Here is a 25,704-nt window from a genome sequence, read left to right as displayed (position 1 = left end):
AATGTCAACGGCTAGGAGCCTGACGAGATGACGTACCTTCGCACTTTCGCCCCGTGGATCGTCTACGCCGTGATTCCGTCGCAACACTGGCAGTGGTCCGCGGTGATCGCGCTCGTCATCGCGCTGGCCGGTATCGCCCAGCAGATCCGCGCCGGGCAGCGATGGGACGCGCTGATCATCGATATCGGATCGGCGGTGTTCTTCACCGCACTGACGGTCCTGGCGCTCACCGATCCGGACACCGCGCTGCATCCGTACATGCCCGCCATCTCTTCCGGGGTGCTCGCGCTGATCGCCGGCGTCTCGCTGCTCGTGCGGGTGCCGTTCACCCTGCCGATCGCCAAACAGACTACGCCGCAGGAGTTCTGGGATCAGCCGATGTTCATCCGGACCGCCTACATCCTGACCTCGGTGTGGACGGCGAGCTTCGCGATCGGCTGCATCGCGCTGACCGCGCTCGCCCATTCCTCCTCGGGCCTGCGCACCACGGTGCAGGTGCTCGCCTTCGTCGTCCCGGTGTTGTTCACCCTCCGCTACGTCGCCCACATCCAGGCCAAGGCGAAGCTACTCGGCCAGCCCGCAGCCTGACCCTTCGCGAATCCCTTCGAAAGAACAGGTACGGATCATGACCGTCCCACATCTGACCGGCAATTACGCACCGGTCACCGAGGAACTCACCGCCTACGATTTGCCCGTCACCGGAACCATCCCGGCCGAGTTGACCGGCTGGTACCTGCGCAACGGCCCCAACCCACACGCCGCGGCCTCCAAACACTGGTTCCTCGGCGACGGCATGGTGCACGGCGTGCGTCTCGAAGGCGGACGTTCAGTCTCCTACCGCAACCGGTGGGTCCGCACCACGACCTTCACCGAGGGCGCACACGGTCGTGACAGTCGGGGCAATCGGGATCTCGTTGCCGGCGTGGCCAATACCCACGTCATCCGGCACGCGGGGCGCACCCTCGCACTGGTCGAATCCTCGTACCCGTACGAATTGACCTGCGACCTCGACACTGTCGGCCCGCACGACTTCGACGGCAAACTGACGACCGCCATGACCGCGCACCCCAAGACGTGCCTGATCACCGGTGAACTGCACTTCGTCGGCTACGACGTCTTCGAGCCGTATCTGACCTATCACCGCGCCGATGCCGCAGGCAACCTCGACGTGAGTCGAGCGGTCGAGGTGCCGGCCGCCACCATGCATCACGACTTCAATCTCACCGCGCAGCACGTCGTATTCATGGATCTCCCGGTGTGTTTCGACCTGGAGTCCGCGCAAGCCGGAACGGGTATGCCGTTCCGGTGGAACGACGACCATCAGGCCCGGCTGGGCGTACTGCGCCGCGATGATCCATACGGTGAGATCCGCTGGTTCCCGATCGACCCTTGCTATGTCTTCCACGCGCTCAACGCGCACGACGAGCCCGGACGAATCGTCCTGCACGTCATGCGGTATCCGAGCATGTGGCGGGCCGATTCGCACGACTTCGAGCAGGCCACACTGTGGCGGTGGACCATCGATCTGGTCGCCGAAACGGTTCAGGAGGAGCAGCTCGACGACCGTGTCGCGGAATTTCCTCGGATCGACGATCGGCTCGCCGGTCTCGACACCCGATTCGGACATGCCAGCGTCTCGGGCAGCAGTGGCGCACTGATCCGTTACGACTTGCACAAGGGGTTCAGCTCGGCTCACGAATTCGGCCCCGGCCGGATTCCGGCCGAGGCGTCATTCGTCGCCGCCGATGAAAACCCCGGCGGCGACGGCTACCTCATGACCTATCTCTACAACGCCGACAGCGATCGCAGTGATCTGGTCATCCTCGATGCGGGCGATCTCGCCGCACCGGCGGTTGCGACCATTCACCTACCGAGCCGGGTGCCCTACGGGTTCCACGGTAATTGGCTCGCCGACAACTGAGGTCGATCGGCGCGCTGCGTGTCAGCTCAGAAGCTCGTTTCGACGGGCACCGGCGGCAAGGTGACGACCTGGCCCGCGTAGCTCAGCCCGGCGCCGAAGCCGAGCAGCAGGGCCAGCTGTCCGCCCTTCGCCTTGCCCGTCACCAGCATCTCCTCCATCGCGAGCGGAATCGACGCGGCGGACGTGTTGCCGGTGTTCTCGATGTCGTTCGCGACGGGCACGTCGTCCCCGAGGCCCAGGTTCTTCTTCATGAGGTCGTTGATCCGGGCGTTCGCCTGGTGAGGGACGAAGACCTCGATGTCCTCGATCGCGACGCCGGACTCCGACAGGATGCTGCCGAGGGCCTTGGGCAGGGTGATTGCGGCCCATCGGAAAACCCGGGGGCCCTCCATCGACACCACCATGCGGCCGATCTGCTCGGCGTCCGCGCCCTGGGCCTGCAGGGCCTCCGCGCGGTCCATGTAGGCGGGGATGTCGTAGTTCTGGCTGATGGCGGCGGAGTTCTCGCCGTCGCTACCCCACACCGTCGGCGAGATGCCGTTCCGCTCGCTGGGGCCGACCACCACCGCACCCGCGCCGTCGCCGAAGATGAAGGCGGTGTTGCGGTCGGTCGGTTCCATCACCACGGACATGGTCTCGACACCGATGACCAGGACATACTCGGCCGAGCCGGACCGGATCATGTCGGTGGCCACGCCCAGCCCGTAGCCGAAGCCGCCACAGCCGGACGCGAGGTCGAACGCCGCGATGCCGTTGATCCCCAGCTCGTGCGCCACCTGCGGGGCGCCGTGCGGGATCTTCGTCTTCCAGCTGCCGGTGGCGAGGACGAGCGCGCCGATCTGCTCCTTGTCGATGCCGCTGTTCTTGATCGCCCGCTCGGCCGCGGCAACGGCCATCGACTTCGCGGTCTCGTCGCCGCTGATCCAACGACGGTTGCGGATCCCGCTGCGCTCGTAGATCCACTCGTCCGACGAGTCGAGTACCTCGCACACCTCGGCGTTGCTGACGATCCGCTGGGGCCGGTAGGCGCCGATACCGAGCAGCGACACGTTCTCGTGCCCCTTCTTGACCGCAATGTTGAACATCTGGAGCTTGCCCCTTCGCCGCTGTGAGAGTTGTCCGCCGTTCGGCTGACGTGTGAATCGGCATGGAGCCTACCGACCCGAACCCGACAACTGTTCAGTTCCGTCGACGCCGCGAGCGGATCCGCCACCACAGCACGCCGCCGACGATGACCACGAGCCCGGTGCCGACGGCCGCGGCGATCAGCGCCGCGGGGTCCACCTGCAGCGCGTACCCCACCGACACGGCCCCGGGGGTGACCAGCCCCTCCGCCCCGTACAGGACCCGGATCGGTGGCAGCGGTCCGCCGTTCGCCTCGGACGCGCTGAGCAGGTCGCCTGCCGGGGTGAAGGCGATGGCCTCACCCTGCGGCTGGTCCGGCATCGGCACCCGGGTCGGTTCGGCACCGGTCAGCGCCGCCACGACGTCGCCGTCCGGCGCCGGGTACAGGTACACGTCGGTGTAGGTGCGCAGCGCCACCACTGTGCCGTCCGCGCTGACCGCGCCGCCGGTGATCATGGTCGAGGCAGCGAACGGGATCGGGCCGCCGGGCGTCTCGGTGGGCTCGAATCCGATCTGCCCCACCCGTTCCAACGCGGTGGGTCCCGGGCTCGGCAACTGCTCGGCGCGTAGTGCGCCGGCGGGACGGTAGATGCCGCTCGCGCCGAACAATTCCTTCGTCACGAGCACCGGGACCCCGTCGCTGCCAAGGAGGATCGCCTCCGCGTCGTGAGCGCCGTCCGGGTAGGTGAGCCGGCGCAAGGTGCCTGCGCCGGTGCCGGTGTCCATGTCGGTCAGCGCGACGGTGGTCCGCGCACCGGCGTTGTCGCCGGTGTCCGAAAGCCACAACCGCCCGCCGGCCTGGGCGAGGTCTTCCACGTCGAACGGGTCGACGGGCAGGGGCAACGTGCCGGTCACCCGGCACTGATCGTCGAGGACCCGGATCGCATCGTCCGTCCCGCTGTCGGCTGCCGCGTAGATCCCGTCGTCGGTGACGGCCAGACCGGACACCTCCTCCAACGCGGGATCCGTTGGAGTGCAGAGGTTCTCCCACGCGACATCGACGGTCTCGATGGGCCCGGGCGCCGAGCTCGGCTGGGCCGCCGCGGGCAGCGTGCTGAGAACGGCCGAACCAAGGACAGTGACGGCCACCGCCGCGAGGCGGCTACGCACCGAGGTCGACCAGTCCGGTGGCGCCGCGCAGGACCTGAATCGGCGGCAGCGGACCGCCGTTCGTCTCGGACGCGCTGAGCAGGTCGCCGTCCGGGGTGAACGCGATGGCCTCACCCTGCGGCTGATCCGGCATCGGGACCCGCACCGGCGTCGCGCCGGTCAGCGCGGCCGCGATGTCGCCGTCGGGCGCAGGGTAGAGGTAGACGTCGGTGTAGGTGCGCACCGCGACGACCCGGCCGTCGGCGCTGACCGCGCCACCGGTGACCAGGATCGACCCCGCGACCGGCATCGGGCTGCCGGGAGTGTCGGTGGGCGCGTACGCGATCTGCCCGATGCGTTGCAGCGGCGCCGGGCCGGGGCCGAGCTGGTCCAGGGTTGCGCCGCTCGCCGGTCGGTAGATACCGCTGGCCGCGAGGATCTCCTTGGTGACGATCAACGGTCGGCCGTCGTGGCCGACCAGCAGCGTCTCCGCGTCGTGCGCGCCGTCCGGGTAGGTGAGCAGGTGCCTCGCGCCTGCGCCGGTGACGGGGTCCACGTCGGTCAGCGACACCTGCTGGCGGACCTTGGTGTTGTCGCCGGTGTCCGAGAGCCAGAGCCGACCGCCCACCATGGCCATGTCCTCGACGTCGACCGGGGTCGGCGGCACGGCCACCGTGCCTGTGACCCGGCACTGGTTGTCGAGCACCCACACGACGTCGTCGGTGCCACTGTCACCGATGGCGTAGATCGTCTCACCGGTAGAGACCAGCCCGGAGATCTCCGCGAGCCCGGGATCGGTTGGGGTGCAGAGCGTCTCGAAACGCGCGTCGGACGCCTCGGAACCGGTCGAGGAGCCGGCGGACCCGCTCGAGCCCGGCGCGGCCCCGGCCGAGGCCGCGGTCACCACGGCCGACGCGACCACCGCCAGCGCGAGTACCGCCAGCCTGCTATGCATCGGCGCAGCAGCAGGATCCGGCCGCGGTGCCCGCAGCCTCGAGACAGGCAGCAGCGCCCGGTTCCGTCATGTCCGTTCCCGTCCGGTCAGGCGCTGTGTCGGTACTCCTGGAGTGCGGAGGCCAGCGCCTCCGGCACCTTCGCGCGCACCAGTGTGCCTTCCGCCTCGTGCGAAGACCCGAGAATTCGCCCATCCGAGTGGATGCGGGCCACCAGGTCGCCGCGGGTGTACGGCACCAGCACGGTGACCTCCACCTCCGGCGCCTTCACGATCTCGGCGAGGCACTCCCTCAGCTCGGCGATCCCCTCACCGGTCCGCGCGGAGACGAACACCGCACCGGGCAGCAGCCCCCGCAACTGGGTGAGCATCACCGGATCCGCGGCGTCGATCTTGTTGACCACCAACAGCTCGGGCGGCGCAGGCGAATCGGTCTCGCGGAGCACCTCGGTGACCACCTCGCGCACCGCCTTGATCTGATCGGTCGGCAGCGGGTCGGAGCCGTCGACGACGTGCAGCAGCAGGTCGGCGTCGGCGACCTCCTCCAGCGTCGACCGGAACGCCTCGACCAGCTGGGTCGGCAGGTGCCGGACGAAGCCGACGGTGTCGGTCAGCACGTACTGGCGGCCGTCCTCGAACTCCGCCTTGCGGGTGGTCGGGTCGAGGGTGGCGAACAGTGCGTTCTGCACCAGCACGCCCGCCCCGGTGAGCGAGTTGAGCAGGCTGGACTTGCCGGCGTTGGTGTATCCGATGATCGCGACCGAGGGCACCTCGTTGCGCAGACGCTGGGTGCGTTTGGTGTCGCGGGCGCCCTTCATCTCCTTGATCTCGCGGCGCAGCTTCGCCATCCGCTCGCGGATCCGGCGGCGGTCGGTCTCGATCTTGGTCTCGCCCGGTCCGCGCGTTCCCACGCCGCCGTCCTTGCCCGCGCGGCCACCCGCCTGCCGGGACATCGACTCACCCCAGCCGCGCAGCCGCGGCAGCATGTACTGCATCTGCGCGAGCGCGACCTGCGCCTTGCCCTCGCTGGAGGTGGCGTGCTGGGCGAAGATGTCGAGGATCAGCGCGGTCCGGTCGATGACCTTGACCTTCACGACCTTCTCCAGCGCGTTGAGCTGCGCGGGGGTCAGCTCGCCGTCGGCGATGACGGTGTCGGCGCCGGTGGCGAGCACCACCTCACGCAGTTCGTTGGCCTTGCCGGAGCCGATGTAGGTGGCGGCATCGGGCTTGTCGCGGCGCTGCACCAGCCCCTCGAGCACCTCCGAACCCGCGGTCTCGGCGAGCGCGGCCAGCTCGGCCATGCTCGCCTCGGCCTGCTCGGCCGTGCCGTGGGTCCAGACGCCGACCAGCACCACCCGCTCGAGGCGGAGTTGTCGGTACTCGACCTCGGTGACGTCGGTGAGCTCGGTGGACAGTCCGGCGACCCGGCGCAGCGCCGCGCGCTCGTCCAACTGCATCTCGCCGACCGAGGGGTCATGGCCCGCCCAGTCGGTGTCGCGGTCGGTGGCGTCGTGGCCATCGGCGCCGTCGTGCTCGGCGTCGATGTGATCGAGGATCGGTGTCTTCGTGATACGCGGTGTTTTCGTCATACAAGACCCATGGTCCCACGACCGACCCTCCTGGTGCACGCGCATTTACGCGAGCGCGTTCCACCAGTCGTCGTCGATGCGCCCGGAGCCGACCAGAACCGACGGCCCCCGCAGTTCGGCGGCGCCGTCGCGCACGGCGACCAGGACCTCCCCGCCCGGCACCCGCACCCGGACCTCGCCCTCCTCGCGCCCGTCGGCCCGCAGCGCAGCGGCGGCGGCCGCGACGGTGCCGGTACCGCAGGACCGCGTCTCGCCGACCCCGCGCTCGTACACGCGCATGTCGACGACGCCGTCGACGAGCGGCGTGAGGATCTCGATGTTGACCCCGTGTGGGAAGAAGTCCGCCGCGAACTCGGGCGCGGCGGTCAGGTCGAGCGCGGCGAGCTTGTCGGCGGTGAGCGACTCCTCGACGCAGGCCAGGTGCGGATTGCCCACGTCGATGCCCAGCCCGGTGAACGTCTGGCCGCCCACGGTGGCGCTGGAGGACCCGAGCTCGGTGACCGTGCCCATGCCGACGCTCACATCAGCCGTCCATCCGTCGCAGCGGTGCACGACCACGGGCCTGGCACCCGCGCGGCTGCCGACCACGAATTCCGCGGCTCCCTCGAGGCCGGTGGCCCGGAGGTAGTGCGCGAACACCCGGACCCCGTTGCCGCACATCTCGGCGATCGAACCGTCGCCGTTGCGGTAGTCCATGAACCAGTCGTCCTCGCCGACGCCCTCGGGCAGCGCGTCGAGGACGCCTGCCGCGCGCAGGGCGCCCGCCCTGGCGACCCGCAGGACGCCGTCGGCGCCGAGTCCTCGACGCCTGTCGCACAGCGCGGCCACCCGATCGGCGCGAAGGTCAAGGCGCACGTCGAGGTCTGGCAGCACCACGAAGTCGTTCTCGGTGCCGTGGCCCTTGCTGAATTCCATGCCGATCATGCTACCGAGCGGCGGGTACGGTTCGCCGACCCCGGCGAACAGCGCCATCCGCGCGGCGAGCCGGCCCGCGAGGGCCGCCGACGACCCGTCCGGGTGCGACGTCCAGTCCGAATCCCACTCGTCGCTCATCCGCGCTGCCTCGCAATCTCGTAGAGGCAGACCGCGCCCGCGCTCGGCGCGCCGAGGGAGCTGGCCGCACCGCCGATCGGGATGCTCACGGTGACGTCGCAGGCCGCGCGCCAGGAGGCGCTCATCCCGCGGGTCTCGTTGCCGATGACCAGGATCGTGCCCCCGGTGAAGTCGTGCTCGAAGATCGGCACGTCGCCGTCCTCGTCGGTGCCGACGATCCGCAGCTCGGTGCCGCCGTCGCGGACCCGCGCCCGGTAGGCCAGCACCTCGTCGGCGTCGGAGGCCGTCAGCACGGGTACGGCGAACAACGATCCCGTCGAGGCGCGAACGCACTGCGGGTCGTAAGGATCGGCCGCGTGCCCGGCGACGATCACCGCGTCCGCGCCGAAGGCATTGGCCGACCTGATGAGGGTGCCAAGGTTGCCGGGCGAGGAGGGCCGGTCGAACACCACGAGCAGGGGCGACGCACCGGTGAGGTCAAGCGAACCCAGCCCGCGATGCCGCTGCTTCGCGACCGCGATCAGTTCGGGTGAGGCGTCCTTCTCCCCCAGCTCCGCCATGAGTTCGCCACTGACGCCGACCTTCTCGTGCTGCCAACCGTCGAGCACCCCGCGGGCCCAGGACGAGAGCGGTGGCCCGTCGATCCGGTACAGCAGAGCCTCCAACGGCCAGTCGTGCTCGATCGCGAGCGTCAGCGGTCGCACGCCCTGAATCAGGAACCGCGCCGACTTCGTCCGCTTGGCGCGGGTGTTCAGGTACGACTCCCACTGCTGAAAGCGCGCATTGCGCACCGTGACCCGCGCCTCACGGGCCGCGAGTCTGCTCACCGGCTTCTTGCTCACTGGCTCCCCACAATCGTCATTGCTCTAGAGATCACATCGCGGTCACCGCCGTCGAGCCAGTGCACCCGCTGGTCGCGCCGGAACCAGGAACGCTGCCTGCGGACGTACCGCCTGGTCCCGATCAGGGTCCGCTCCCTGGCCTCGTCCATGTCGTACTCGCCGTCGAGGGCGGCCAGCACCTGGGCGTAGCCGATGGCCCGCGGGGCCGTCACACCCTCGCGCAGTCCCACCTCGATGAGGCCGAGAACCTCCTCGACGAGACCGCCGTCGAACATCAACCGGGTGCGCAACCCGATTCGTTCGTCGAGCTCCGCGGTGTCGCGATCCACACCGAGAATAACCGTCCCCCAACGCGGTTCGCCGATGGCCGGTGCGGAGGCCGCGAACGGCCTGCCGGTGAGCTCGACGACCTCGAGGGCCCGGACCATCCGCCTGCCGTCGGTCGGCAGGATCGTCGCGGCGGCCTCGGGGTCCGCCTTGAGGAGTTCCGCGTGCACCCCCGCCACCCCGCGCTCGGCCAGCACGGCCTCCCAGCGTGCCCGCACGGTGGGATCGGTTGCGGGGAACGACCAGTCGTCGAGCAGGGACTGCACGTACATCATCGAGCCGCCGACGATGATAGGCACCGCACCGCGGGCTGCGATCTCCTCCACGTCCGCCCTCGCCGAACTCTGGTAGTTCGCGACGGTGGCCGTCTCCGTGACGTCGAGCACGTCGAGCTGGTGGTGCGGGATGCCGCGGCGCTGATCCGGTGGCAGCTTGGCGGTCCCGATGTCCATGCCGCGGTACTGCTGCATCGCGTCGATGTTGACGATCTCACCGCCGAGCCGCTCCGCGAGGTCGAGTCCGAGGTCCGACTTCCCGGTCGCGGTCGGGCCGACCACCGCGACCGGTACGGGTGTGCGCTCGCTCACGGCAACCACATGCCCACGTGGTAGCCGACGCCGAACGGCGCGCCCCGGTAGTAGGTCCGGCACTCGCTCGGAGCGCCCCTGAACAGCCCGGCCAGCACCTGCCAGGCCGCGCGCCCCTCGATCCCGATGTCGAGGCAGACCACCGGATCGAGTTCCGCCAGGTACTCGGCGTCGCCGGAGTCCAGTGCCCGGTCCAGCTCGGCCTGCGCCTCGGGCGCCCGCTCGTCGAACGAGCCCGGCGCCTTGGCCGTGAGCGTCCGGGCGCCGTCGGCTACCACCAGCACGCCGTGGGGTCGGGGGTCGGCCTCGAGGCGATCACGCAGCCGGGCGCCGAGTTCGGCGCAGTACACCGGCGAGGTGTCCTCGGCCACGATGATCGCGTCCACGACGGTCTCGGCGGGCGCCGCGGCTCGCAGCCAGCCGGCCATCAACGCGGCCAGCGGCAGCTCCGGGTCCAGGCCCGCGGCGGCGGGCGACAGCGCGACGCGCACGTCCGCCCCGTAGCCGCGGAAGGTGCCCGCCGCGGTCGCCGGGATCTCGCATTCGGTGCGTCCGACGCCGATCGCGGTCCAGCGGGTCGCGAGCGCGCCGAGCCGCGCGGCCACGTGCTTCGAGGCCAGTCGCAGCTCGTCCGTCTCGGTCGCCGCGCCGCCCGCCAACTCGGGTATCAGCAGGGGTGGCGAGGGGATGAGAGCCGCGGCGGTGAACACACTGGGCCACGGTAGTCGACGGCGGAATCCCCGACTTCGGGGTCTGACCTGTTTCAATAGTCCTGGCCACGTGCAGCGGGTTGAATGGAACCCACATGTACGAGTGGCACTGAGACCTACGACGCAACGGCAGCCGTGACGCGCGGCAGAGATGAGGAGTCATGACCGACAGCAGCGCACCCAAGCCAGGCGCCCCGAAGCCAGGAGCGCCCAAGCCCGGCGCCCCCAAGCCCGGCGCGATCAAGCCGTCGGCCGCCGCCCCCGCCGTGGCGCACCCGCCCACCCTGGCTCCGCCGAGCGACCCGAGCCTCTTCGGCCGGGTGGACGAGGACGGCACCGCCTGGGTCAAGACCACCGACGGCGAGCGCCAGATCGGTTCCTGGCAGGCCGGTGACGCGGCCGAGGGCCTTGCCCACTTCGGTCGCCGATACGACGACCTTGCCACCGAGGTCGGATTGCTGGAGGCCCGGCTCGCCTCGGGCGCCGGCGACGCGAAGAAGACCAAGGCCGCCGCCGTCGCGCTCGCGGAGTCGCTGCCGACGGCCTCGGTGATCGGCGACATCGATGCGCTCGCCCGCAGGCTGGACGTGATCGTCGCCGAATCCGATCAGGCCGCGGCGGCCGCGAAGGTCGAACGCGAGCACGAGCGGGAGGAGCACACCCACCGCAAGGAGGAGCTCGCCGCTGAGGCCGAGCAGATCGGCGCCGAGTCCACCCAGTGGAAGGCCGCGGGCGATCGGCTGCGCGAGATCCTCGACGAGTGGAAGACGATCCGCGGCGTGGACCGCAAGATCGACGACGCGCTCTGGAAGCGGTACTCGAAGGCCAGGGAGGCGTTCAACCGGCGTCGCGGCGCGCATTTCGCGGAACTCGACCGCGACCGTGCCTCCGCGAAGGTCGTCAAGGAGGAGCTCGTGGTCCGCGCCGAGGCGCTGTCCGACTCCACCGATTGGGGCCCGACGGCCGCCGCCTTCCGCGATCTGCTCACCGAGTGGAAGGCCGCGGGCCGGGCGCCGCGCGACGCCGACGACGCCCTGTGGAAGCGGTTCAAGGGCGCCCAGGACGTGTTCTTCGCAGCCCGCAACGCCGCGGCGTCCGAGCGCGACGCCGAGTTCGACGAGAACGCCACCGCGAAGGAGGCGTTGCTGCGCGAGTTCGGCGACATCAATCCCGAGAAGGACCTCGAGGCCGCCCGCGCCGCGCTGCGGGACCTGCAGGACAAGTGGGACGCCATCGGGAAGGTGCCGCGCGAGCGCATGCACGATCTCGAGGGCAAGCTGCGCGCGATCGAGAAGAAGGTCCGCGACGCCGTCGATTCCCAGTGGCGCCGGACCGATCCCGAGGCCATGGCCAGGGCCGCGCAGTTCCGCGAGCGGGTCGCGCAGTTCGAGGACCAGGCCGCGAAGGCGACCGCCGCGGGCAAGACCAAGGACGCGGAGAAGGCCCTCGCCCAGGCACAGCAGTGGCGCGAGTGGGCCGAGGCCGCCGAGGGCGCGGTCAACGGGCTCTAGCCGGCGCTGGTGTCCGCGGATCCCGCGGACACCAGGTGCCCGGCCGAGGCCACCAGCAGGATCACGCACACCACCGCCGCGGGCCAGATCAGCACCAGCCCGATCGATCTGAGCCAGGGCGCTCCGATCGCGTCGGCGACCGTGATCGTGGCCGCGGCGGTCATCCCCATCGGAAACGCGGTTGACCAGCGCCGCACGTCGAATCCCAGGCGTGGCCACCGCACCTCACAGATCACCAGCGCCACGTACCCGGCGAGGTCCAGGGCCAGGATCACCGCCGCGGCGACCCGGATCACGGTGTGCGGCCAGCCATTCCAGCCGGCCGCGTCCATCGCGACGATGAGCTTGCCCGCCGCGAGCGCGCTGATGGCCAGTCCACCCGCGCACACCCAGTGGTCACCCGCGCCGGTCTTGAACTGCGCGAACGAGAACCGCGAGAGCACCACGAGGTACGCGATCAGTCCGAGGACGAAGGTCGCCGCCGCCACCGGGGTGAGCCAGGACGCCGGGAGCGCCACCGCGAGGGTCGCGCCGAGGACCACCAGTCCCTGCGTCGCCACGCACAGCAGGAAGTGCGCCCCGACGGTCGGTCCGGTCCAGTGCCCGATCACGGCGGGCATCAACACCGCCCAGACGAGAGCGGCCAGGCACAGCGCGAGCACCGCGATCGCGTCCCAGCCGAGCGGGGCGACCCGGGTGCCGAGGACCGTGGTCGCCGCGACCGCCGTCAGGGCTGCCGGGGTGTCGGCCTCCGCCACCCAGCGGGCCCGGTCCCCGACCAGTCGCGTGAGGAAGACGCCGACGAGCACCGCCCAGATGCCGGCCCCGATGACCAGCCAGATCCTGGAGAACCACTCGATGTCGGCCAGGTGCAGCGCGACCGACACGATCCCGGTCGCCATGGCGGCGGCACCGGCCCCAGGCGGCACGGCGCTCATGGCGCGGTCCGCGGCGACTACATCGTGATGGTGACTGCGCACCGACCCAGCATGACGGCAGCCACGGCGCCGCGCCGGACGAATCCGGTCGGGCCGGTCAATCCTTCTGGTCGCCCCAGATCGTCCGCTGCTCTGCCTCGGCCGTCTTCTGCCTGCGTTCCTGCTCCGCGGCCAGCTGCAGCGAGGTGCGGCTCCAGACCACCTTGAGCCAGTGGAAGGTCAGCACCAGCACCGCGATCCAGCCGAGGATCAGGCCGATGCCGGGCCCGCCGCCCGTGCTGGTCGGGGGCAGCGTCTGCCGCGACCAGATGGCCAGCATGCCGAACACGAAGGCCACCGCGCAGCCGGCCGACGCGATCCAGGCCAGCGCCCAGCGGCGGGTGACCAGAGCAAGCACGCTCACCCCGACGCCGAACACCATGGCGAGCCACACGAATATGCGGGACGGCAGCGCGATCGACTCGGCGATGGCGGTGTCGTCGCCCGCGAGCACGTCCCACCCGTTCGCGGACCCGGCGTGGGGCAGCATGAACGAGAGCAGGAGCACCAGCACGGCCACCGCGACGACGACAGCGCGCATCCCGGGGTCGATCTCCCCGGCGACCTTCCGCTCGGCCGCGTCGATGTCCTTGCGGTACTGCTCGATGGGGTCCTCGTGCGCGTCTTTGCTCATGCTCCACATCCGGTTGCGGTGGGCAGCGGCGCGGGCGCGCCGATCTGCGGTAGGCCCAGCCCCACGCCGATGGGCGGCGTCTTGGGGGTGATGCCACGTTCGTGCGAGTCGCCCGCCCTGGTGCGGCGGTGGCTGAGCACCGGGCCGTCGGCGATCAGGTGGTGCGGGGCGGCGCCGGTGATCGTCGCGGTGATCACGTCGCCGGGGCGGATGACGCCGTCGAGCCTGCCCTCCGGGCGGAAGTGCACCAGCCGGCCGTCGCGGGCGCGCCCGCTCATCCGCTGGGTCGCCTCGTTCTTGCGGCCCTCGCCCGCGGCGACGAGCAGCTCGACCTCGGCGCCGAGCAGCTTCTGGTTCTCCTCGAGGGTGATCTGCTCCTGCAGCGCGATCAGCCGCTCGTACCGTTCCTGGACGACCGCCTTCGACAGCTGGCCCTCCATCTCGGCGGCGGGGGTACCGGGACGCTTGGAGTACTGGAAGGTGAAGGCGCTGGTGAAGCGGGCCTTCCGGACCACGTCGAGGGTCTCCTGGAAGTCCTCCTCGGTCTCCCCGGGGAAGCCCACGATGATGTCGGTGGTGATCGCGGCGTGCGGCATGGCCGCCCGGACCTTCTCGATGATGCCGAGGAACTTGGTCATGCGGTAGGAGCGGCGCATCGCCTTGAGCACGCGGTCGGAGCCGGACTGCAGCGGCATGTGCAGCTGGGGGCACACGTTGGGGGTGGTGGCCATCGCCTCGATCACGTCGTCGGTGAACTCGGCGGGGTGCGGGGAGGTGAAGCGGACCCGCTCCAGACCCTCGATGTTCCCGCAGGCGCTGAGCAGGGCGGCGAAGGCGCCCCGATCCCGGGGGACCTCGGGGTCGGCGAAGGAGACGCCGTAGGAGTTGACGTTCTGGCCGAGCAGGGTGACCTCGAGGACACCCTCGTCGACCAGGGCCTGCACCTCGGCGAGGATGTCGCCGGGACGGCGGTCCACCTCCTTGCCGCGAAGCGCGGGCACGATGCAGAACGTGCAGGTGTTGTTGCAGCCGACCGAGATGGACACCCAGCCCGCGTAGGCGGACTCCCGCTTGGCGGGCAGGGTGGAGGGGAAGGCCTCGAGCGACTCGAGGATCTCCACCTCGGCCCTCTGGTTGTGCCTGGCCCGGTCGAGCAGGGTGGGCAGCGAGCCGATGTTGTGGGTGCCGAACACCACGTCCACCCAGGGCGCCTTCTTGACCACGGTCTCGCGGTCCTTCTGAGCCAGGCAGCCCCCGACGGCGATCTGCATGCCCGGGTGCGATGCCTTGGTGGGTCGGAGCATGCCGAGGGTGCCGTACAGCTTGTTGTCGGCGTTCTCGCGGACGGCGCAGGTGTTGAACACCAGCAGGTCGGGCTCGGCCCCCGGCTCCGCCTTGGTGTATCCGGCGTCCTCGAGCAGACCGGACAGGCGCTCGGAGTCGTGCACGTTCATCTGGCAGCCGAACGTGCGTACCTCGTAGCTACGCGCCACCTGGTCGTCGGAGTCGCTGTACGCCGCGGGGGTCTCTCGGTCGATCGTGTCCACGTCAACAAGGGTACGGCCCCGTCAGGGGGCGCTCGCACGCCCACGTTTGCCTGCGGCTCAGGCCGGCGGGGCCGACCCCGGTACGCCGAGCCGCAGTGCTTCCGCGGCGACGCTCGGCAGCCCCGACAACCGCCGGTTCATCGAGGTCGCGATCCCGGCGCCCTGGACCTTGGCCCGGTCCGCGTGCGGACCCGCGAACATCTCGTCGACGGTGCGGTGCCAGAGCTCGAGCCAGCGGTCGAAGTGGGCGGCCCCGAACGGATGCTGTGACCGGACCCGCTGGTGCACCCGGAACGCGCTCCCCCGGTACGTCCCGGCGCCGAACAACACCGTCTCCCAGAAGTCGCACATCACCGGCAGGTGGGACTCGAGGCCCTGTTCGCGCACCTCCGTGAACGGCTCCGCGAGCAGGTCGTCGACCAGGGCCCGGCCGTAGAACCGTCGGAGCAGGGCCTCCACGTCGGCCCGGCAGGTCAGGTCCCCGGTCATGCGCTCCCCTTTGCTTCCTGGCGTGTTCGGCCCGGCAAACCTACCGGGACCACGGCGCGGCGCGGCCCGCAAAGGTCGCGGTGCGCCGTCCCGACCCCCTAGGGTCTTGGGCTATGACGAACGCGGGTGAATCGGGGGCTGCCACCTCGGTGGCCGACTCCCCCACCATGATCTCGATGAAGTCGGTCCAGAAACACTTCGGTGACCTGCACGTGCTTCGCGACATCGACCTGGAGGTCCCGACCGGTCAGGTCGTGATCGTGCTCGGGCCGTCGGGGTCAGGAAAGTCCACGCTGTGCCGAACGATCAACCGGCTCGAGCCGATCGACTCCGGAACGATCGCGATCGACGGCAAGGAGTTACCCGCCGAGGGCCGGGCGCTCGCCGCGCTGCGGGCCGACGTCGGGATGGTGTTCCAGTCCTTCAACCTGTTCGCGCACAAGACGATTCTCGAGAACGTGATGCTCGGGCCGATGAAGGTGCGCAAGAAGAGCAAGAGCGAGGCCAAGCAGCGGGCGACGGAACTGCTCGAGCGGGTCGGCATCGCCAACCAGGCGGACAAGTATCCGGCCCAGCTCTCGGGCGGGCAGCAGCAGCGGGTGGCGATCGCGCGGGCGCTCGCGATGAACCCCAAGGTGATGCTGTTCGACGAGCCGACCTCCGCGCTGGATCCCGAGATGGTCAGCGAGGTCCTCGAGGTGATGATCTCGCTGGCGAAGGAGGGCATGACGATGCTCGTGGTCACCCACGAGATGGGGTTCGCGCGCCGCGCGGGCAATCGCGTCCTGTTCATGGCCGACGGCCTGATCGTCGAGGACACCGATCCCGAGACCTTCTTCACCGCACCGGAGACCGACCGCGCCAAGGACTTCCTTGGCAAGATCCTGGGCCACTGAGCTCGGGACACTCCTCCTGGCAGGGCCCCACCCGCCACCCTTCACCACCGTTCTGACCACAGAGAGGAACACCATGAGGATCACTCGCGCACTACGACTCGGCGTCGGCATGGTCGCGATCGCCGTCGTCGCCACCGCATGCGGAGGCGACGAGCAGAAGAACGCCTCGGAGAGCGCCGAGAGCGGCAAGCTGACCGTCGGCATCAAGTTCGACCAGCCCGGACTCGGCCTGCGCAATCCGGACGGCACGTTCACCGGCTTCGACGTCGACGTCGCCACCTACGTGGCCGACAAGCTGGGAGTGCCCGCCAGCGGGATCACCTTCAAGGAGTCCCCCTCCGCCCAGCGCGAGACCCTGATCCAGAACGGCGAGGTCGACTACATCGTCGCGACGTACTCGATCACCGATGCCCGCAAGGAGAAGGTCGACTTCGCAGGCCCGTACCTGACCACCGGCCAGTCCCTGCTGGTGCGCTCGGACAACACCGACATCACCGGCCCCGAGTCCCTCAACGGCGGCAAGAAGCTGTGCTCGGTGACCGGTTCGACGCCCGCACAGAAGGTCAAGGACAACTACGCCAAGGACGTGCAGCTGCAGGAGTTCGACACCTACTCGGCCTGTGTCGAGGCGCTCCGCAACGGCGCGGTGGACGCGGTGACGACCGACGCGGTCATCCTGGCCGGCTACGCCGCCCAGTACCCCGGCCAGCTCAAGGTCGTCGGGCAGCCGTTCACCACGGAGAACTACGGCATCGGACTCGCCAAGGGCGACACCGAGACCCGCAACAAGATCAACGACGCGATCGAGGCGATGATCGCGGACGGCTCCTGGCAGGCGGCGCTGGAGAAGAACGTCGGCCCGTCCGGCTACCCGATCCCGGCTCCGCCCACCGTCGACCGCTACTAGCCGGCGCTACGCGCCAGTGGTGCGGTTACGGAGGGCCTGCTCTCTGTAACCGCACCACTGCGGCGCAGCCGCATCATCTTCACGACTCGGGAGAGGCCGCGTGGACATACTCAGTGAGTATTGGGATCAACTGATCTCCGCATTCTGGATGACGATCAAACTGACCGCTCTGTCCGCGGTTGGCGCGCTCGTCCTCGGCACGATTCTGGCCGCCATGCGTGTCTCCCCCATCCCGGTGGCCCGGTGGATCGGCACCGCCTACGTGACCATCTTCCGCAACACCCCGCTGACGCTGATCATCATCTTCTGCTCGTTCGGCCTGTATCAGACGATGGGCGTCAGCCTGGCCCCGGAGAACTCACCGACCTTCCTCGTCGACAACAACATTCGGCTCGCAATCCTGGGCCTGAGCGTGTACACCGCCGCGTTCGTCTGCGAGTCGCTGCGCGCCGGGATCAACACCGTGCACGTCGGACAGGCCGAGGCCGGGCGCTCGCTCGGCCTCACCTTCGCGCAGAACCTCCGGTTGATCGTGCTGCCGCAGGCGTTCCGGTCCGTGATCGCGCCCCTGGGCAGCGTCCTGATCGCGCTGACCAAGAACTCGACGATCGCCTCGGTGATCGGTGTCGCCGAGGCGTCGCTGCTGATGAAGTCGATGATCGAGAACGAGGCCGCGATCTTCGTGGTCGGCGGCATCTTCGCCCTCGGGTTCGTGATCCTGACACTGCCGATGGGACTGCTCTTCGGCTATCTGGGCAAGCGGCTGGAGGTCGCCCGATGAGAGCCGAACCGACCCTCCTCTACGACGTGCCCGGCCCGAAGGCACGCAATCTGTACCGACTGCTGTCGGTGGCGGTGGCGGTGGCGCTTGGCGTCATCGGATACCTCGTCTACCGCGCGCTGGACTCCAAGGGCCAGCTCACTTCCGAGAAGTGGAGCCCCTTCACCGAATCCACCTCGTGGACGACGTACCTGCTCCCCGGAATCCGAGGCACCCTGATCGCCGCTGCCCTCTCGATCGTGCTGGCGCTGATCCTCGGCGCGGTGCTCGGCATCGCCCGACTGTCCGATCATCGGGTGATCCGGAGCGCGGCCGGTTTCTTCGTCGAGCTGTTCCGCGCGATCCCGGTGCTGATCCTGATGATCTTCGCCTACCAGCTGTTCGCCGACTACCAGGTCTTCAAGGCGAAATATCTGGCGCTCGCGGCCGTGGTCACCGGACTGACGCTCTACAACGGCTCGGTCATCGCCGAGATCGTCCGCGCGGGCATCAAGTCGCTCCCGAAGGGTCAGACCGAGGCCGCGAAGGCGCTCGGCATGCGCAAGAGCATGATCATGCGGACCATCCTGTTGCCGCAGGCGGTGACCGCGATGCTGCCCGCACTCATCTCCCAGATGGTGGTCGCGCTGAAGGACTCCGCGCTCGGTTACCTCATCGGCTACGTCGAGGTGGTCCGCTCGGGGCAGCAGCTCGGCTCGTTCTATGGCAACTATCTACCGGCCCTGCTGGTGGTGGCCGCGATCATGATCGTGCTGAACTCGGCGCTGACCCTCCTCGCCACCCGGGTCGAGAAGCGGTTGCGCACCGGCAGGCGCGGCCGCGCCGCTGTGGTCCCGACCGCCGTCCCTGTCACCGCTGTACCGGGGATGGACCTGACCGGCAACGAACCCGAGGTTCGCGGCTAGCCGGCGAACCCGAGACTCGTTCAGTTCGACTCCGGCGCAAGATCGTTCGCCACCAGCGCGAGAATGTCGTCCGCATGGCTGACGGCGATGAAATGGCCACCTGCGTCGATCGGGTGCCAGAGCGCCCCCGGGGTCTTCTCCGCCACCGTCTTGTTGATGATCTCGGGCACCAGGGCGTCATCGCTGCCCTGCCAGAAATGCACCGGGCGCGTCACGCTGGTCATGTCGAACGGCCAGGCCTCGTAGAGCATGGTGGCGTCTACCACGAGGCCGTCCGCGCCGTGCAGGAAGCACTCCCGGCTCGCGCCGAGAAACAGCCCGAGGACGTCCTCATCGGCCAACACCTCCCGATCCGCGATGCAGGCGACGTGGACGAGGCGCGCGGGGTCCAGGTACGCGGCGGCCGCGAGGGCCCACGGTCCACCCTCGGACCAGCCGGTCACCGCGAATCGGTGTGCGCCCAGGGAGTCGGCCAGTAACAGGAGGTCATCGGTCCAGCCCTCGAAGGTGCGGCCGGGCTGAGGATCGGACCCGCCCATGCCCGGCCGATCCGCGCACACGAATCTCACTCCGTTGGCCTTCGCGGACGAATCGAACAGCTCGGCCTCGAGTCGACTCGAGGGTCCACCGTGGTTGTGCAGGACGAGCGGGCCGCCCGGGTCACCGACTTCGAGATAGGTGACGGGCCGGTTGCCTGTCCGGATACTTCCCTCTCGAGTCATGTGGACTCCTCACAGTGTTGGCCGGACACTCCCACTGGGGTGGTCAGGCGTCGAAACTGCAGGTACTCCGATCTCCTCCATCGTAGGCACCACCGAGGCCCTGGTCGGACCTCCGGAGGGTGAGGTTGTCGGAATACCTGGGCGCACACGAAAGTTGACCACGTCATGGCTCAAGGTCCAGCACCCCGCACCCTGTCCGACGACGCACTCTCCGAGCTGCTGCGCACTCAGCAGTTCGGCACCCTTGCCACCAATAAGCGCAGTGGCCATCCCCATCTCACGACCATGCTCTACAACTGGGACGCCGAAGCGCGCATCGTGCGGTTCTCCACCACGGCCGACCGCATCAAGGTCACGCAACTTCGACGTGACCCGCGCGCGGCCGTACATGTTCCTGGCGGCGACGTATGGTCGTTCGCCGTGGCCGAGGGCGAGGCCGAGGTCTCCGAGATCACCACGACGCCGGGTGATGCAATCGGGCGAGAGCTACTCGCGATGGTTCCCGAGGCCGCGAAGCCGGAGGATGAGGATGCGTTCCTCGAGCAGTTGGTCGCCGAGCGTCGCGTGGTGATCCGGCTGAAGGTGGATCGGCTGTACGGGACGGCACTCGACATCGACGGCTAGGAGACCTAGTCGTCGAGCCCCGAACCGGCCTACCCACCTAGAGTTGGATCGTGAGCAACATCGATCTGAGTTTGCAGGTGGACGAGGACGGTTTCGTCTGTGTAGTCGCACCGGATACCTATCGCGGGTTCGTAGATGAGGATTGGGCACTCGACGACCTCCTTGCGCGTTTTGTGGAGCAGATGAACCGAGGTTCACTATTCGTCGCTTATCCTGGCTCCGACAACGCGAACAGCAACCTGATTGTTGAGTCCGAGTCTTCGCCCGTGCAGGCACTCCGCGAAGCTTCTGGCATTGTGCAAGTCGGCGCTGAAGGCCTCTGGGTCACGGACTACACCCAGTTGTCGATGGCCGCTCAGTTCGCAGATGAGTCGCCGCTCGCAGGATATTCGCAGCGACTTCCGGCAGAGCCTGGGATGTATAGGGTCACTCTGCGCGAGGACGCCGAGAACGGCTCCACATTCTTGCTCACCATATCGCTGACAAGCGCGGACACGGCCTTGGAGCACCTCTCGGTCCCCTGGTTCGACTAGATCAATCAGCGACTGCGTCGCTCGCAGCGTGAGCAACGATCTGAGGAACGATTCGCCCAAGGTTCGCGCACGATGAGTGTCGATGACCTTAGGCACTTCTTCACTAGCCGCAGTGCGGCGCGCCTAACGCCGAATCGTCTTCCGCCACGGTATAATTAGAGTGCATGCAATCATGCGATTCTGCTCAGATCGAAGCCTTCCTCGCGCGCTACGCCAACGCTGACAGCGCCGAACAATTCGCGCCGCTCTACGAAGACCAGGTACTGGTCGGAGATCCGGACGGCAACCAGCACATCAGCCGCGAACAGTTGCTCGCCGGCATCTCCGCACGTTCGGAGCTGTTCGAGGCGATCGGCTACGGCGGCACCACCCTCGCCTCGCACTCCGCTACCTGGCTGGGCGAGCACTACTGTCTCGCCAGCACCACCTGGTCCATCCCGCTACGGCCACGCTCCTCGGACCCCGTCACCCTCACGATGGCTTCGGACTTCCTGCTGCGCCGACGCGGCGATGAACTGCGGATTGCGGCGTACCTGACCCGCACGTCGATGCTGGACGAGCTCAGGAGGGTGGGGGTCCTCCCGGCCGCGGGAGGGACGCCCTAGCCGTCCACCAGGCCGTCGAGCTCCGAACCGGCCTGCGCGAGTTCGCTCTTCACCACATCGAAGGCCATCGACTGCGGGTAGCCGCGGCGGGCCAGCATGGACACCAGCCGGCGTACGGCCCGGTCCCGTTCGCTGCTGCGCCCGCCAGGTCCGTCCACCTCGAAGTCCAGGGACATGGTGCGCAGCTTCCGCTGCACCAGTTCGATGGCGCGGGCACGCTCGTCGTCACCGTCGATCTGGTCGAGCGCCTGCGCGGCGATCTCCGGCGCGACCCCCTTGGTGCGCAGTTCCATCGCAAGCGCGCGCTTCCCCTTGCCGGAGAAGGTGTGCCGCGAATGCACCCATTGGGCGGCGAAGGACGCATCGTCGATCAGGCCGACCACGGTGAGCCGATCGAGCACCCGCACGGCGACATCCTCGTCGAAGCCCTTGTCCGCGAGCTTCTTCGCCAGCTCCGCCCGGCTACGCGCCCGATCCGTCAAGAGGCGCAGGCACACATCCTTTGCCTGCGCCTCCTGAGCGGCGGGAGTCCGGGGGGCATCGTCACCGGAGCGCACGGTGGTCCTAGAAGTCGACCGGGGCAGCAGGCGCCGCGTCCGCCGTCACGTCGGCGCCGATGCCCAGCTTTTCCTTGATCTTCTTCTCGATCTCGTCGCGGATGTCGGTGTTCTCCAGCAGGAACTTCCGGGCGTTCTCCTTGCCCTGGCCCAGCTGGTCGCCCTCATAGGTGAACCAGGAGCCCGACTTCCGGATGAAGCCATGCTCGACGCCCATGTCGATCAGCGAGCCTTCCTTGCTGATCCCGTGACCGTAGAGGATGTCGAACTCGGCCTGCTTGAACGGCGGCGCCATCTTGTTCTTGACGACCTTGATGCGGGTGCGGTTACCGACCGCGTCGGAGCCGTCCTTCAACGTCTCGATTCGCCGGATGTCCATGCGGACGGACGCATAGAACTTCAGCGCCTTACCACCGGTGGTGGTCTCCGGCGAGCCGAACATGACACCGATCTTCTCGCGCAGCTGGTTGATGAAGATGACGGTGGTGCCGGAGTTGCTCATCGCACCCGTGATCTTGCGCAGCGCCTGGCTCATCAGGCGGGCCTGCAGACCGACGTGGCTGTCGCCCATCTCGCCCTCGATCTCGGCGCGCGGCACCAGCGCCGCCACCGAGTCGACTACCAGGATGTCGAGCGCGCCGGAACGGATCAGCATGTCCGTGATCTCCAGCGCCTGCTCACCGGTGTCCGGCTGGGAGACCAGCAGCGCATCGGTGTCGACGCCGAGCTTCTTGGCGTAATCCGGATCGAGCGCGTGCTCGGCGTCGATGAAGGCCGCGATTCCGCCGTTGGCCTGTGCGTTGGCGACCGCGTGCAGGGCGACCGTGGTCTTACCGGAGGATTCCGGACCGTAGATCTCGATCACACGACCGCGCGGCAGACCGCCGATGCCGAGGGCGACATCCAGCGCGATCGAGCCGGTCGGGATCACCGCGATGGGCTGACGAGACTCGTCCCCGAGGCGCATCACCGAACCCTTGCCGAAGTTCTTGTCGATTTGCGCCAGTGCGAGCTCGAGCGCCTTGTCGCGATCGTGTGCCTGTGGTGCCATCTTCGGTTCTCCTTAAGTCAACGACTCGTCCAGCGATCTGGGATTCATCAGCGATCTGTTTCAAGCGATGCCGTCACGTTAGAGCGGGGTACCGACAAGTTCGTGATCAGTCGACTTGTCCAGGGACAAGGTCACCGATCCGGGCGATCACCGAACACACCCCAGCATAGGGGAACACCTGTTCGAGTCAACATCCGCGGCGGCGTGGCGCCGGACCGATCGACGGATCCGGTTTCACCAGCGGGCGCGCGGGACCTCGAACTCGGCACACAGCGCGCGCCAGACCTCGCGGGGATCGCGACCTGCCTCGATGGCCTCGGCCGCGGTCTTGCCGTCGAGGCTGATCAGGACGTGGTCCACCAGCAGCGAGTCGCCGTACAGTCGGCCGAACTCGCTGTGGACCATCTCGTTGAACTCGGTCAGTCGCACACGGCAACGGTAGCGCGCACCGTCACCGGGCCGCCGCCCTGCACACCGCCACCGGGTCCGCCACCTCGGTCAGGCCTGCCGCCGCGCCCGCCGCGGCCGCTCCGAACCCGGGTTCGGACAGCACGCGCAGGACGGCCTCGCGCAGGGCGTCCACCCCGAGCGGGCGCACCACCACCGCGCTGCCCTGCCTGGACGCGCGGTTCGCCAGTTCCCATTGGTCCCCTCCGCCGGGCACCGTGACCGCGGGAACCCCGGCCAGCAGGGTCTTGGCGAGCATGCCGTGCCCGCCGCCGCACACGACAGCGGCGGACTGCGCGAGCAACGCGTCCTGCCTGCCCAGCCCGGCTCGGGCCCAGTCGGGCAGGTCGGTCGGCGGCGCGTCGAGCATCGAGGCGACCACCCGCACGCCCGCGCCGTCGAGGGCCTTCAGCGCCGTCTCCAGCATGCCCTCGGCGCCGGTGAACGCGGTCGAGGGCGCGATCATCACCAGCGGCTCGTCGCCCGGCGGCGGCGTCAGCAGGTCCGAGGTCGGCTCCCACAGCAGCGGGCCGACCACGTGCGCGTTCTCCGGCCAGTCCGGCCGCGGTACCTCCAGCGCGGGCAGGGTGGCGATCAGCCGGGCGACCGGGCCGGGGTCCGTCGCGGGCAGCCCGACGCCGACCCGGGCGGCGGATCGCTGGCGTGCGCCCTGGCGGATCGAGCGCGCGGTGGCCGCGCGCATCAGCGCGTCCCTGGCCTGGCCACGCAGGCCCTCGCCCGGCGCGAGGCCGCTGCCGATGGGCGGCAGCCCCTTCGATGCCGAGTACAGGGGGTGCGGCGACAGCTCCACCCATGGCACGTCGAGGCGTTCGGCCGCCATCCCGCCGCCCGCGGTGAGGATGTCGGACACCACCAGGTCAGGGAGCATCGCGCTCAGGTCCGGCAGCACCTCGGTCGAGATGTGCGCCGCCCGCGAGTGGATGCGCTGACCCGCGTCCATGTCGTCGTCCTCGGGGCGCGGCGCCAGGCCCTTGAGCTTGCGCGCGGTGATGCCGGCCTCCCGCGCCGCCTCCAACCAGCGGACCCCGGTGAAGAGAACGGGATCGTCACCGGCCGCAATGAATCTCAGGCAGAGCGCAATGGCTGGAATGGCATGACCCGGATCCGGTCCGGCGACGACGGCGACTCGCATCCGGTCAGCGTGCCACAGCGGCCCGAGCGCCATGACCGCCGCTCGCCTCCTCCTAGCGGCGCACCAACCCGCCCAGGGTCCGGCCCGCCAGCTCGACGATGCCCGGCTCGTGGCCGTTCGCGACCAGGTTGATGATGACGCCGTCGATCCCGCGATCGAGGACCCGCGACGCGATCTGCTCGGCCACGTCGTCGGGATCGCCGACGAACTGCCGGTCCGTGGCGGCGGCGCGTTCGTCCTCGTCGAGCGCGCTCAGGTCGATGCCGCGGGCGAGCAGGAAGTCCCGTTGCAGGCGGCGGGCGCGATCGCCGTCCTCGTCGATCATCACGAACGCCAGGAAGCTCGTCTCCAGCGTGCTGCGGTCCCGGCCGATCTCCGCGCAGCGCGCCTCGAGCGCGTCGAGTTTGCGGGGCAGCTCGGATGCGTTGCAGATGACGTTGAGATGGTCGGCGAACCGGGCGGCATATGCGAAGGTCTTCTTCTCTCCGCTGCCGCCGATCAGGATGGGGAGATCGTCGCGGATCCGCGGTTCGTTGATCGCCGCCTCGGTCCGGTACCACTTGCCCTCGAACGTCGGCCGCTGCCCGCGCAGCATCGGCACGATGATCTCCAACGCCTCGCCGAGCCGCTCGAAGCGATCGGTGAAAGTGCCGAACTCATAACCGAACTGGCGGTGTTCGAGCTCGAACCAGCCGGCTCCGATGCCCAGCACGGCCCGCCCGCCGCTGACGACGTCCAGGGTCGTCACCGTCTTGGCGAGCATGGGCGGGTTGCGATAGGTGTTGCCGGTGACGAGCGCCGAGAGCTGGATGCTCTGGGTCGACGCCGCCAGCCCTGCCAGCGCGGTGTAGGCCTCGAGCATCGGTTCGTCGGGCTCCCCGATGCCGGGCAGCTGATAGAAGTGGTCCATCACGAACGCGGTGTCGAATCCGGCCGCCTCGGCCTCGCGGGCTTGGGCGATCACGGTGGGGAACAGCTCCCGCACCGACCGCGAGTAGCTGAAGTTGGGCATCTGATATCCGAGTCGAATGCTCACGAACTCCGACGCTACTCCCGGCGGGCCGGATCCGCGCGGCACCGAGGCGGGCCACCCCGAGGGTGGCGGATCGTCACCCCAGGGTCGGTGGTGGCGGACCCTGGGGCGGACGGAGCATGAGGGTGATCGCTTCG

The 25,704-nt window shown here is 69.1% G+C and carries 28 protein-coding genes; 10 read left to right on the top strand and 18 right to left on the bottom strand.

Annotated elements, in window-relative coordinates; translation table 11 throughout:
• The first annotated feature begins 27 nt into the window (after positions 1 to 27).
• Together JOE46_RS02605 and JOE46_RS02600 are read left to right on the top strand one after the other, a co-directional pair.
• On the top strand, positions 28 to 588 hold the full coding sequence (locus JOE46_RS02605) for a hypothetical protein (RefSeq protein WP_097211228.1): 561 nt from the start codon (positions 28 to 30) through the stop codon (positions 586 to 588).
• 37 nt (positions 589 to 625) lie between these two features.
• Positions 626 to 1,921: a carotenoid oxygenase family protein gene (locus JOE46_RS02600; RefSeq protein ID WP_097211227.1), complete on the top strand. Its 1,296-nt coding sequence runs from the start codon at positions 626 to 628 to the stop codon at positions 1,919 to 1,921.
• A 26-nt stretch (positions 1,922 to 1,947) separates the two neighbouring features.
• On the opposite strand, the gene JOE46_RS02595 is transcribed toward JOE46_RS02600, so the two are convergent.
• The 8 genes from JOE46_RS02595 to JOE46_RS02560 all read right to left on the bottom strand — a co-directional run bounded on the left by JOE46_RS02595 (position 1,948) and on the right by JOE46_RS02560 (position 10,195).
• A complete protein-coding gene (locus tag JOE46_RS02595; protein ID WP_077043629.1) occupies positions 1,948 to 3,006 on the bottom strand; it encodes a beta-ketoacyl-ACP synthase 3 in 1,059 nt (352 codons plus the stop codon).
• A gap of 94 nt (positions 3,007 to 3,100) precedes the next feature.
• Positions 3,101 to 4,156 carry a hypothetical protein gene (locus JOE46_RS02590; RefSeq protein WP_257017357.1) on the bottom strand — a complete coding sequence of 352 codons (1,056 nt, stop codon included), beginning with the start codon at positions 4,154 to 4,156 and terminating at the stop codon, positions 3,101 to 3,103.
• Entirely contained in the window at positions 4,149 to 5,090 is a 942-nt protein-coding gene (locus JOE46_RS02585; protein ID WP_097211226.1) for a hypothetical protein, read from the bottom strand. The genes JOE46_RS02590 and JOE46_RS02585 overlap by 8 nt, the downstream gene beginning before the upstream one ends.
• 86 nt (positions 5,091 to 5,176) lie before the next feature.
• The gene (gene hflX, locus JOE46_RS02580; RefSeq protein ID WP_097211225.1) at positions 5,177 to 6,676 is read right to left on the bottom strand and encodes a GTPase HflX; all 1,500 of its coding nucleotides are present in this window, start codon (positions 6,674 to 6,676) and stop codon (positions 5,177 to 5,179) included.
• Between the two features lie 45 nt (positions 6,677 to 6,721).
• Positions 6,722 to 7,591, bottom strand: coding sequence for a diaminopimelate epimerase (gene dapF, locus JOE46_RS02575; protein WP_097211335.1), 870 nt, complete (start codon positions 7,589 to 7,591; stop codon positions 6,722 to 6,724).
• A gap of 134 nt (positions 7,592 to 7,725) precedes the next feature.
• Positions 7,726 to 8,571 (bottom strand): TrmH family RNA methyltransferase, encoded by an 846-nt coding sequence (locus JOE46_RS02570; protein WP_097211224.1) that lies wholly within the window; start codon positions 8,569 to 8,571, stop codon positions 7,726 to 7,728.
• A complete protein-coding gene (miaA, locus tag JOE46_RS02565; RefSeq protein ID WP_097211223.1) occupies positions 8,568 to 9,485 on the bottom strand; it encodes a tRNA (adenosine(37)-N6)-dimethylallyltransferase MiaA in 918 nt (305 codons plus the stop codon). The genes JOE46_RS02570 and miaA overlap by 4 nt, the downstream gene beginning before the upstream one ends.
• Positions 9,482 to 10,195 (bottom strand): class III extradiol dioxygenase subunit B-like domain-containing protein, encoded by a 714-nt coding sequence (locus JOE46_RS02560; RefSeq protein WP_097211222.1) that lies wholly within the window; start codon positions 10,193 to 10,195, stop codon positions 9,482 to 9,484. The genes miaA and JOE46_RS02560 overlap by 4 nt, the downstream gene beginning before the upstream one ends.
• 161 nt (positions 10,196 to 10,356) lie before the next feature.
• Between JOE46_RS02560 and JOE46_RS02555 the strand changes: the two genes are divergently transcribed.
• Positions 10,357 to 11,706 carry a DUF349 domain-containing protein gene (locus JOE46_RS02555; protein WP_097211221.1) on the top strand — a complete coding sequence of 450 codons (1,350 nt, stop codon included), beginning with the start codon at positions 10,357 to 10,359 and terminating at the stop codon, positions 11,704 to 11,706.
• Here JOE46_RS02555 and JOE46_RS02550 read toward each other — a convergent pair.
• The 4 genes from JOE46_RS02550 to JOE46_RS02535 form a co-directional block, all read right to left on the bottom strand.
• Positions 11,703 to 12,644: a tellurite resistance/C4-dicarboxylate transporter family protein gene (locus JOE46_RS02550; protein WP_097211220.1), complete on the bottom strand. Its 942-nt coding sequence runs from the start codon at positions 12,642 to 12,644 to the stop codon at positions 11,703 to 11,705. The two genes, JOE46_RS02555 and JOE46_RS02550, sit on opposite strands and share 4 nt — an antisense overlap.
• Before the next feature lie 97 nt (positions 12,645 to 12,741).
• The gene (locus JOE46_RS02545; protein ID WP_097211219.1) at positions 12,742 to 13,317 is read right to left on the bottom strand and encodes a hypothetical protein; all 576 of its coding nucleotides are present in this window, start codon (positions 13,315 to 13,317) and stop codon (positions 12,742 to 12,744) included.
• The gene (miaB, locus tag JOE46_RS02540; RefSeq protein WP_097211218.1) at positions 13,314 to 14,864 is read right to left on the bottom strand and encodes a tRNA (N6-isopentenyl adenosine(37)-C2)-methylthiotransferase MiaB; all 1,551 of its coding nucleotides are present in this window, start codon (positions 14,862 to 14,864) and stop codon (positions 13,314 to 13,316) included. The genes JOE46_RS02545 and miaB overlap by 4 nt, the downstream gene beginning before the upstream one ends.
• Before the next feature lie 57 nt (positions 14,865 to 14,921).
• Complete coding sequence (locus JOE46_RS02535) at positions 14,922 to 15,353, bottom strand: group III truncated hemoglobin (RefSeq protein WP_097211217.1); 432 nt, start codon at positions 15,351 to 15,353, stop codon at positions 14,922 to 14,924.
• A 167-nt stretch (positions 15,354 to 15,520) separates the two neighbouring features.
• On the opposite strand from JOE46_RS02535, the gene JOE46_RS02530 reads away from it, so the two are divergent.
• The 4 genes from JOE46_RS02530 to JOE46_RS02515 all read left to right on the top strand — a co-directional run bounded on the left by JOE46_RS02530 (position 15,521) and on the right by JOE46_RS02515 (position 18,842).
• Positions 15,521 to 16,249: an amino acid ABC transporter ATP-binding protein gene (locus JOE46_RS02530; protein ID WP_097211334.1), complete on the top strand. Its 729-nt coding sequence runs from the start codon at positions 15,521 to 15,523 to the stop codon at positions 16,247 to 16,249.
• A 73-nt stretch (positions 16,250 to 16,322) separates the two neighbouring features.
• Positions 16,323 to 17,156: a glutamate ABC transporter substrate-binding protein gene (locus tag JOE46_RS02525; RefSeq protein ID WP_097211216.1), complete on the top strand. Its 834-nt coding sequence runs from the start codon at positions 16,323 to 16,325 to the stop codon at positions 17,154 to 17,156.
• 100 nt (positions 17,157 to 17,256) lie between these two features.
• Entirely contained in the window at positions 17,257 to 17,937 is a 681-nt protein-coding gene (locus JOE46_RS02520) for an amino acid ABC transporter permease (RefSeq protein ID WP_097211215.1), read from the top strand.
• Positions 17,934 to 18,842: an amino acid ABC transporter permease gene (locus JOE46_RS02515; RefSeq protein ID WP_097211214.1), complete on the top strand. Its 909-nt coding sequence runs from the start codon at positions 17,934 to 17,936 to the stop codon at positions 18,840 to 18,842. Before JOE46_RS02520 ends, JOE46_RS02515 begins: the two co-directional genes overlap by 4 nt.
• A gap of 20 nt (positions 18,843 to 18,862) precedes the next feature.
• Here JOE46_RS02515 and JOE46_RS02510 read toward each other — a convergent pair whose 3' ends face one another.
• Positions 18,863 to 19,564, bottom strand: coding sequence for an alpha/beta fold hydrolase (locus JOE46_RS02510; protein ID WP_209926148.1), 702 nt, complete (start codon positions 19,562 to 19,564; stop codon positions 18,863 to 18,865).
• A 165-nt stretch (positions 19,565 to 19,729) separates the two neighbouring features.
• Here JOE46_RS02510 and JOE46_RS02505 point away from each other — a divergent pair, with 165 nt between their 5' ends.
• From JOE46_RS02505 to JOE46_RS02495, 3 genes are all read left to right on the top strand, one after another.
• On the top strand, positions 19,730 to 20,188 hold the full coding sequence (locus tag JOE46_RS02505; RefSeq protein ID WP_209926145.1) for a pyridoxamine 5'-phosphate oxidase family protein: 459 nt from the start codon (positions 19,730 to 19,732) through the stop codon (positions 20,186 to 20,188).
• Positions 20,189 to 20,238: 50 nt separating this feature from the next.
• Positions 20,239 to 20,721, top strand: a complete 483-nt coding sequence (locus JOE46_RS02500; RefSeq protein WP_209926144.1) for a hypothetical protein — start codon at positions 20,239 to 20,241, stop codon at positions 20,719 to 20,721.
• Between the two features lie 164 nt (positions 20,722 to 20,885).
• Positions 20,886 to 21,326, top strand: a complete 441-nt coding sequence (locus JOE46_RS02495; RefSeq protein ID WP_097211210.1) for a hypothetical protein — start codon at positions 20,886 to 20,888, stop codon at positions 21,324 to 21,326.
• On the opposite strand, the gene recX is transcribed toward JOE46_RS02495, so the two are convergent.
• The 5 genes from recX to JOE46_RS02470 form a co-directional block, all read right to left on the bottom strand.
• The gene (gene recX / locus JOE46_RS02490; protein ID WP_097211209.1) at positions 21,323 to 21,883 is read right to left on the bottom strand and encodes a recombination regulator RecX; all 561 of its coding nucleotides are present in this window, start codon (positions 21,881 to 21,883) and stop codon (positions 21,323 to 21,325) included. The genes JOE46_RS02495 and recX overlap by 4 nt on opposite strands.
• 7 nt (positions 21,884 to 21,890) lie before the next feature.
• Complete coding sequence (recA, locus tag JOE46_RS02485) at positions 21,891 to 22,934, bottom strand: recombinase RecA (protein WP_077041372.1); 1,044 nt, start codon at positions 22,932 to 22,934, stop codon at positions 21,891 to 21,893.
• A 234-nt stretch (positions 22,935 to 23,168) separates the two neighbouring features.
• Positions 23,169 to 23,363: a DUF3046 domain-containing protein gene (locus tag JOE46_RS02480; RefSeq protein WP_209926143.1), complete on the bottom strand. Its 195-nt coding sequence runs from the start codon at positions 23,361 to 23,363 to the stop codon at positions 23,169 to 23,171.
• 22 nt (positions 23,364 to 23,385) lie between these two features.
• Entirely contained in the window at positions 23,386 to 24,534 is a 1,149-nt protein-coding gene (locus JOE46_RS02475; RefSeq protein ID WP_097211207.1) for a glycosyltransferase, read from the bottom strand.
• A gap of 52 nt (positions 24,535 to 24,586) precedes the next feature.
• Positions 24,587 to 25,570 carry an LLM class F420-dependent oxidoreductase gene (locus JOE46_RS02470; RefSeq protein ID WP_179800505.1) on the bottom strand — a complete coding sequence of 328 codons (984 nt, stop codon included), beginning with the start codon at positions 25,568 to 25,570 and terminating at the stop codon, positions 24,587 to 24,589.
• Between the last annotated feature and the right edge of the window lie 134 nt (positions 25,571 to 25,704).

The organism is Rhodococcus sp. PvR099 (genome assembly GCF_017833315.1).
Taxonomy (GTDB): Bacteria; Actinomycetota; Actinomycetes; order Mycobacteriales; family Mycobacteriaceae; genus Rhodococcus_G; species Rhodococcus_G oryzae.
The sequence above is the reverse complement of the archived record's forward strand: the minus strand, read 5'-3'. Positions and strand labels throughout refer to the sequence as shown.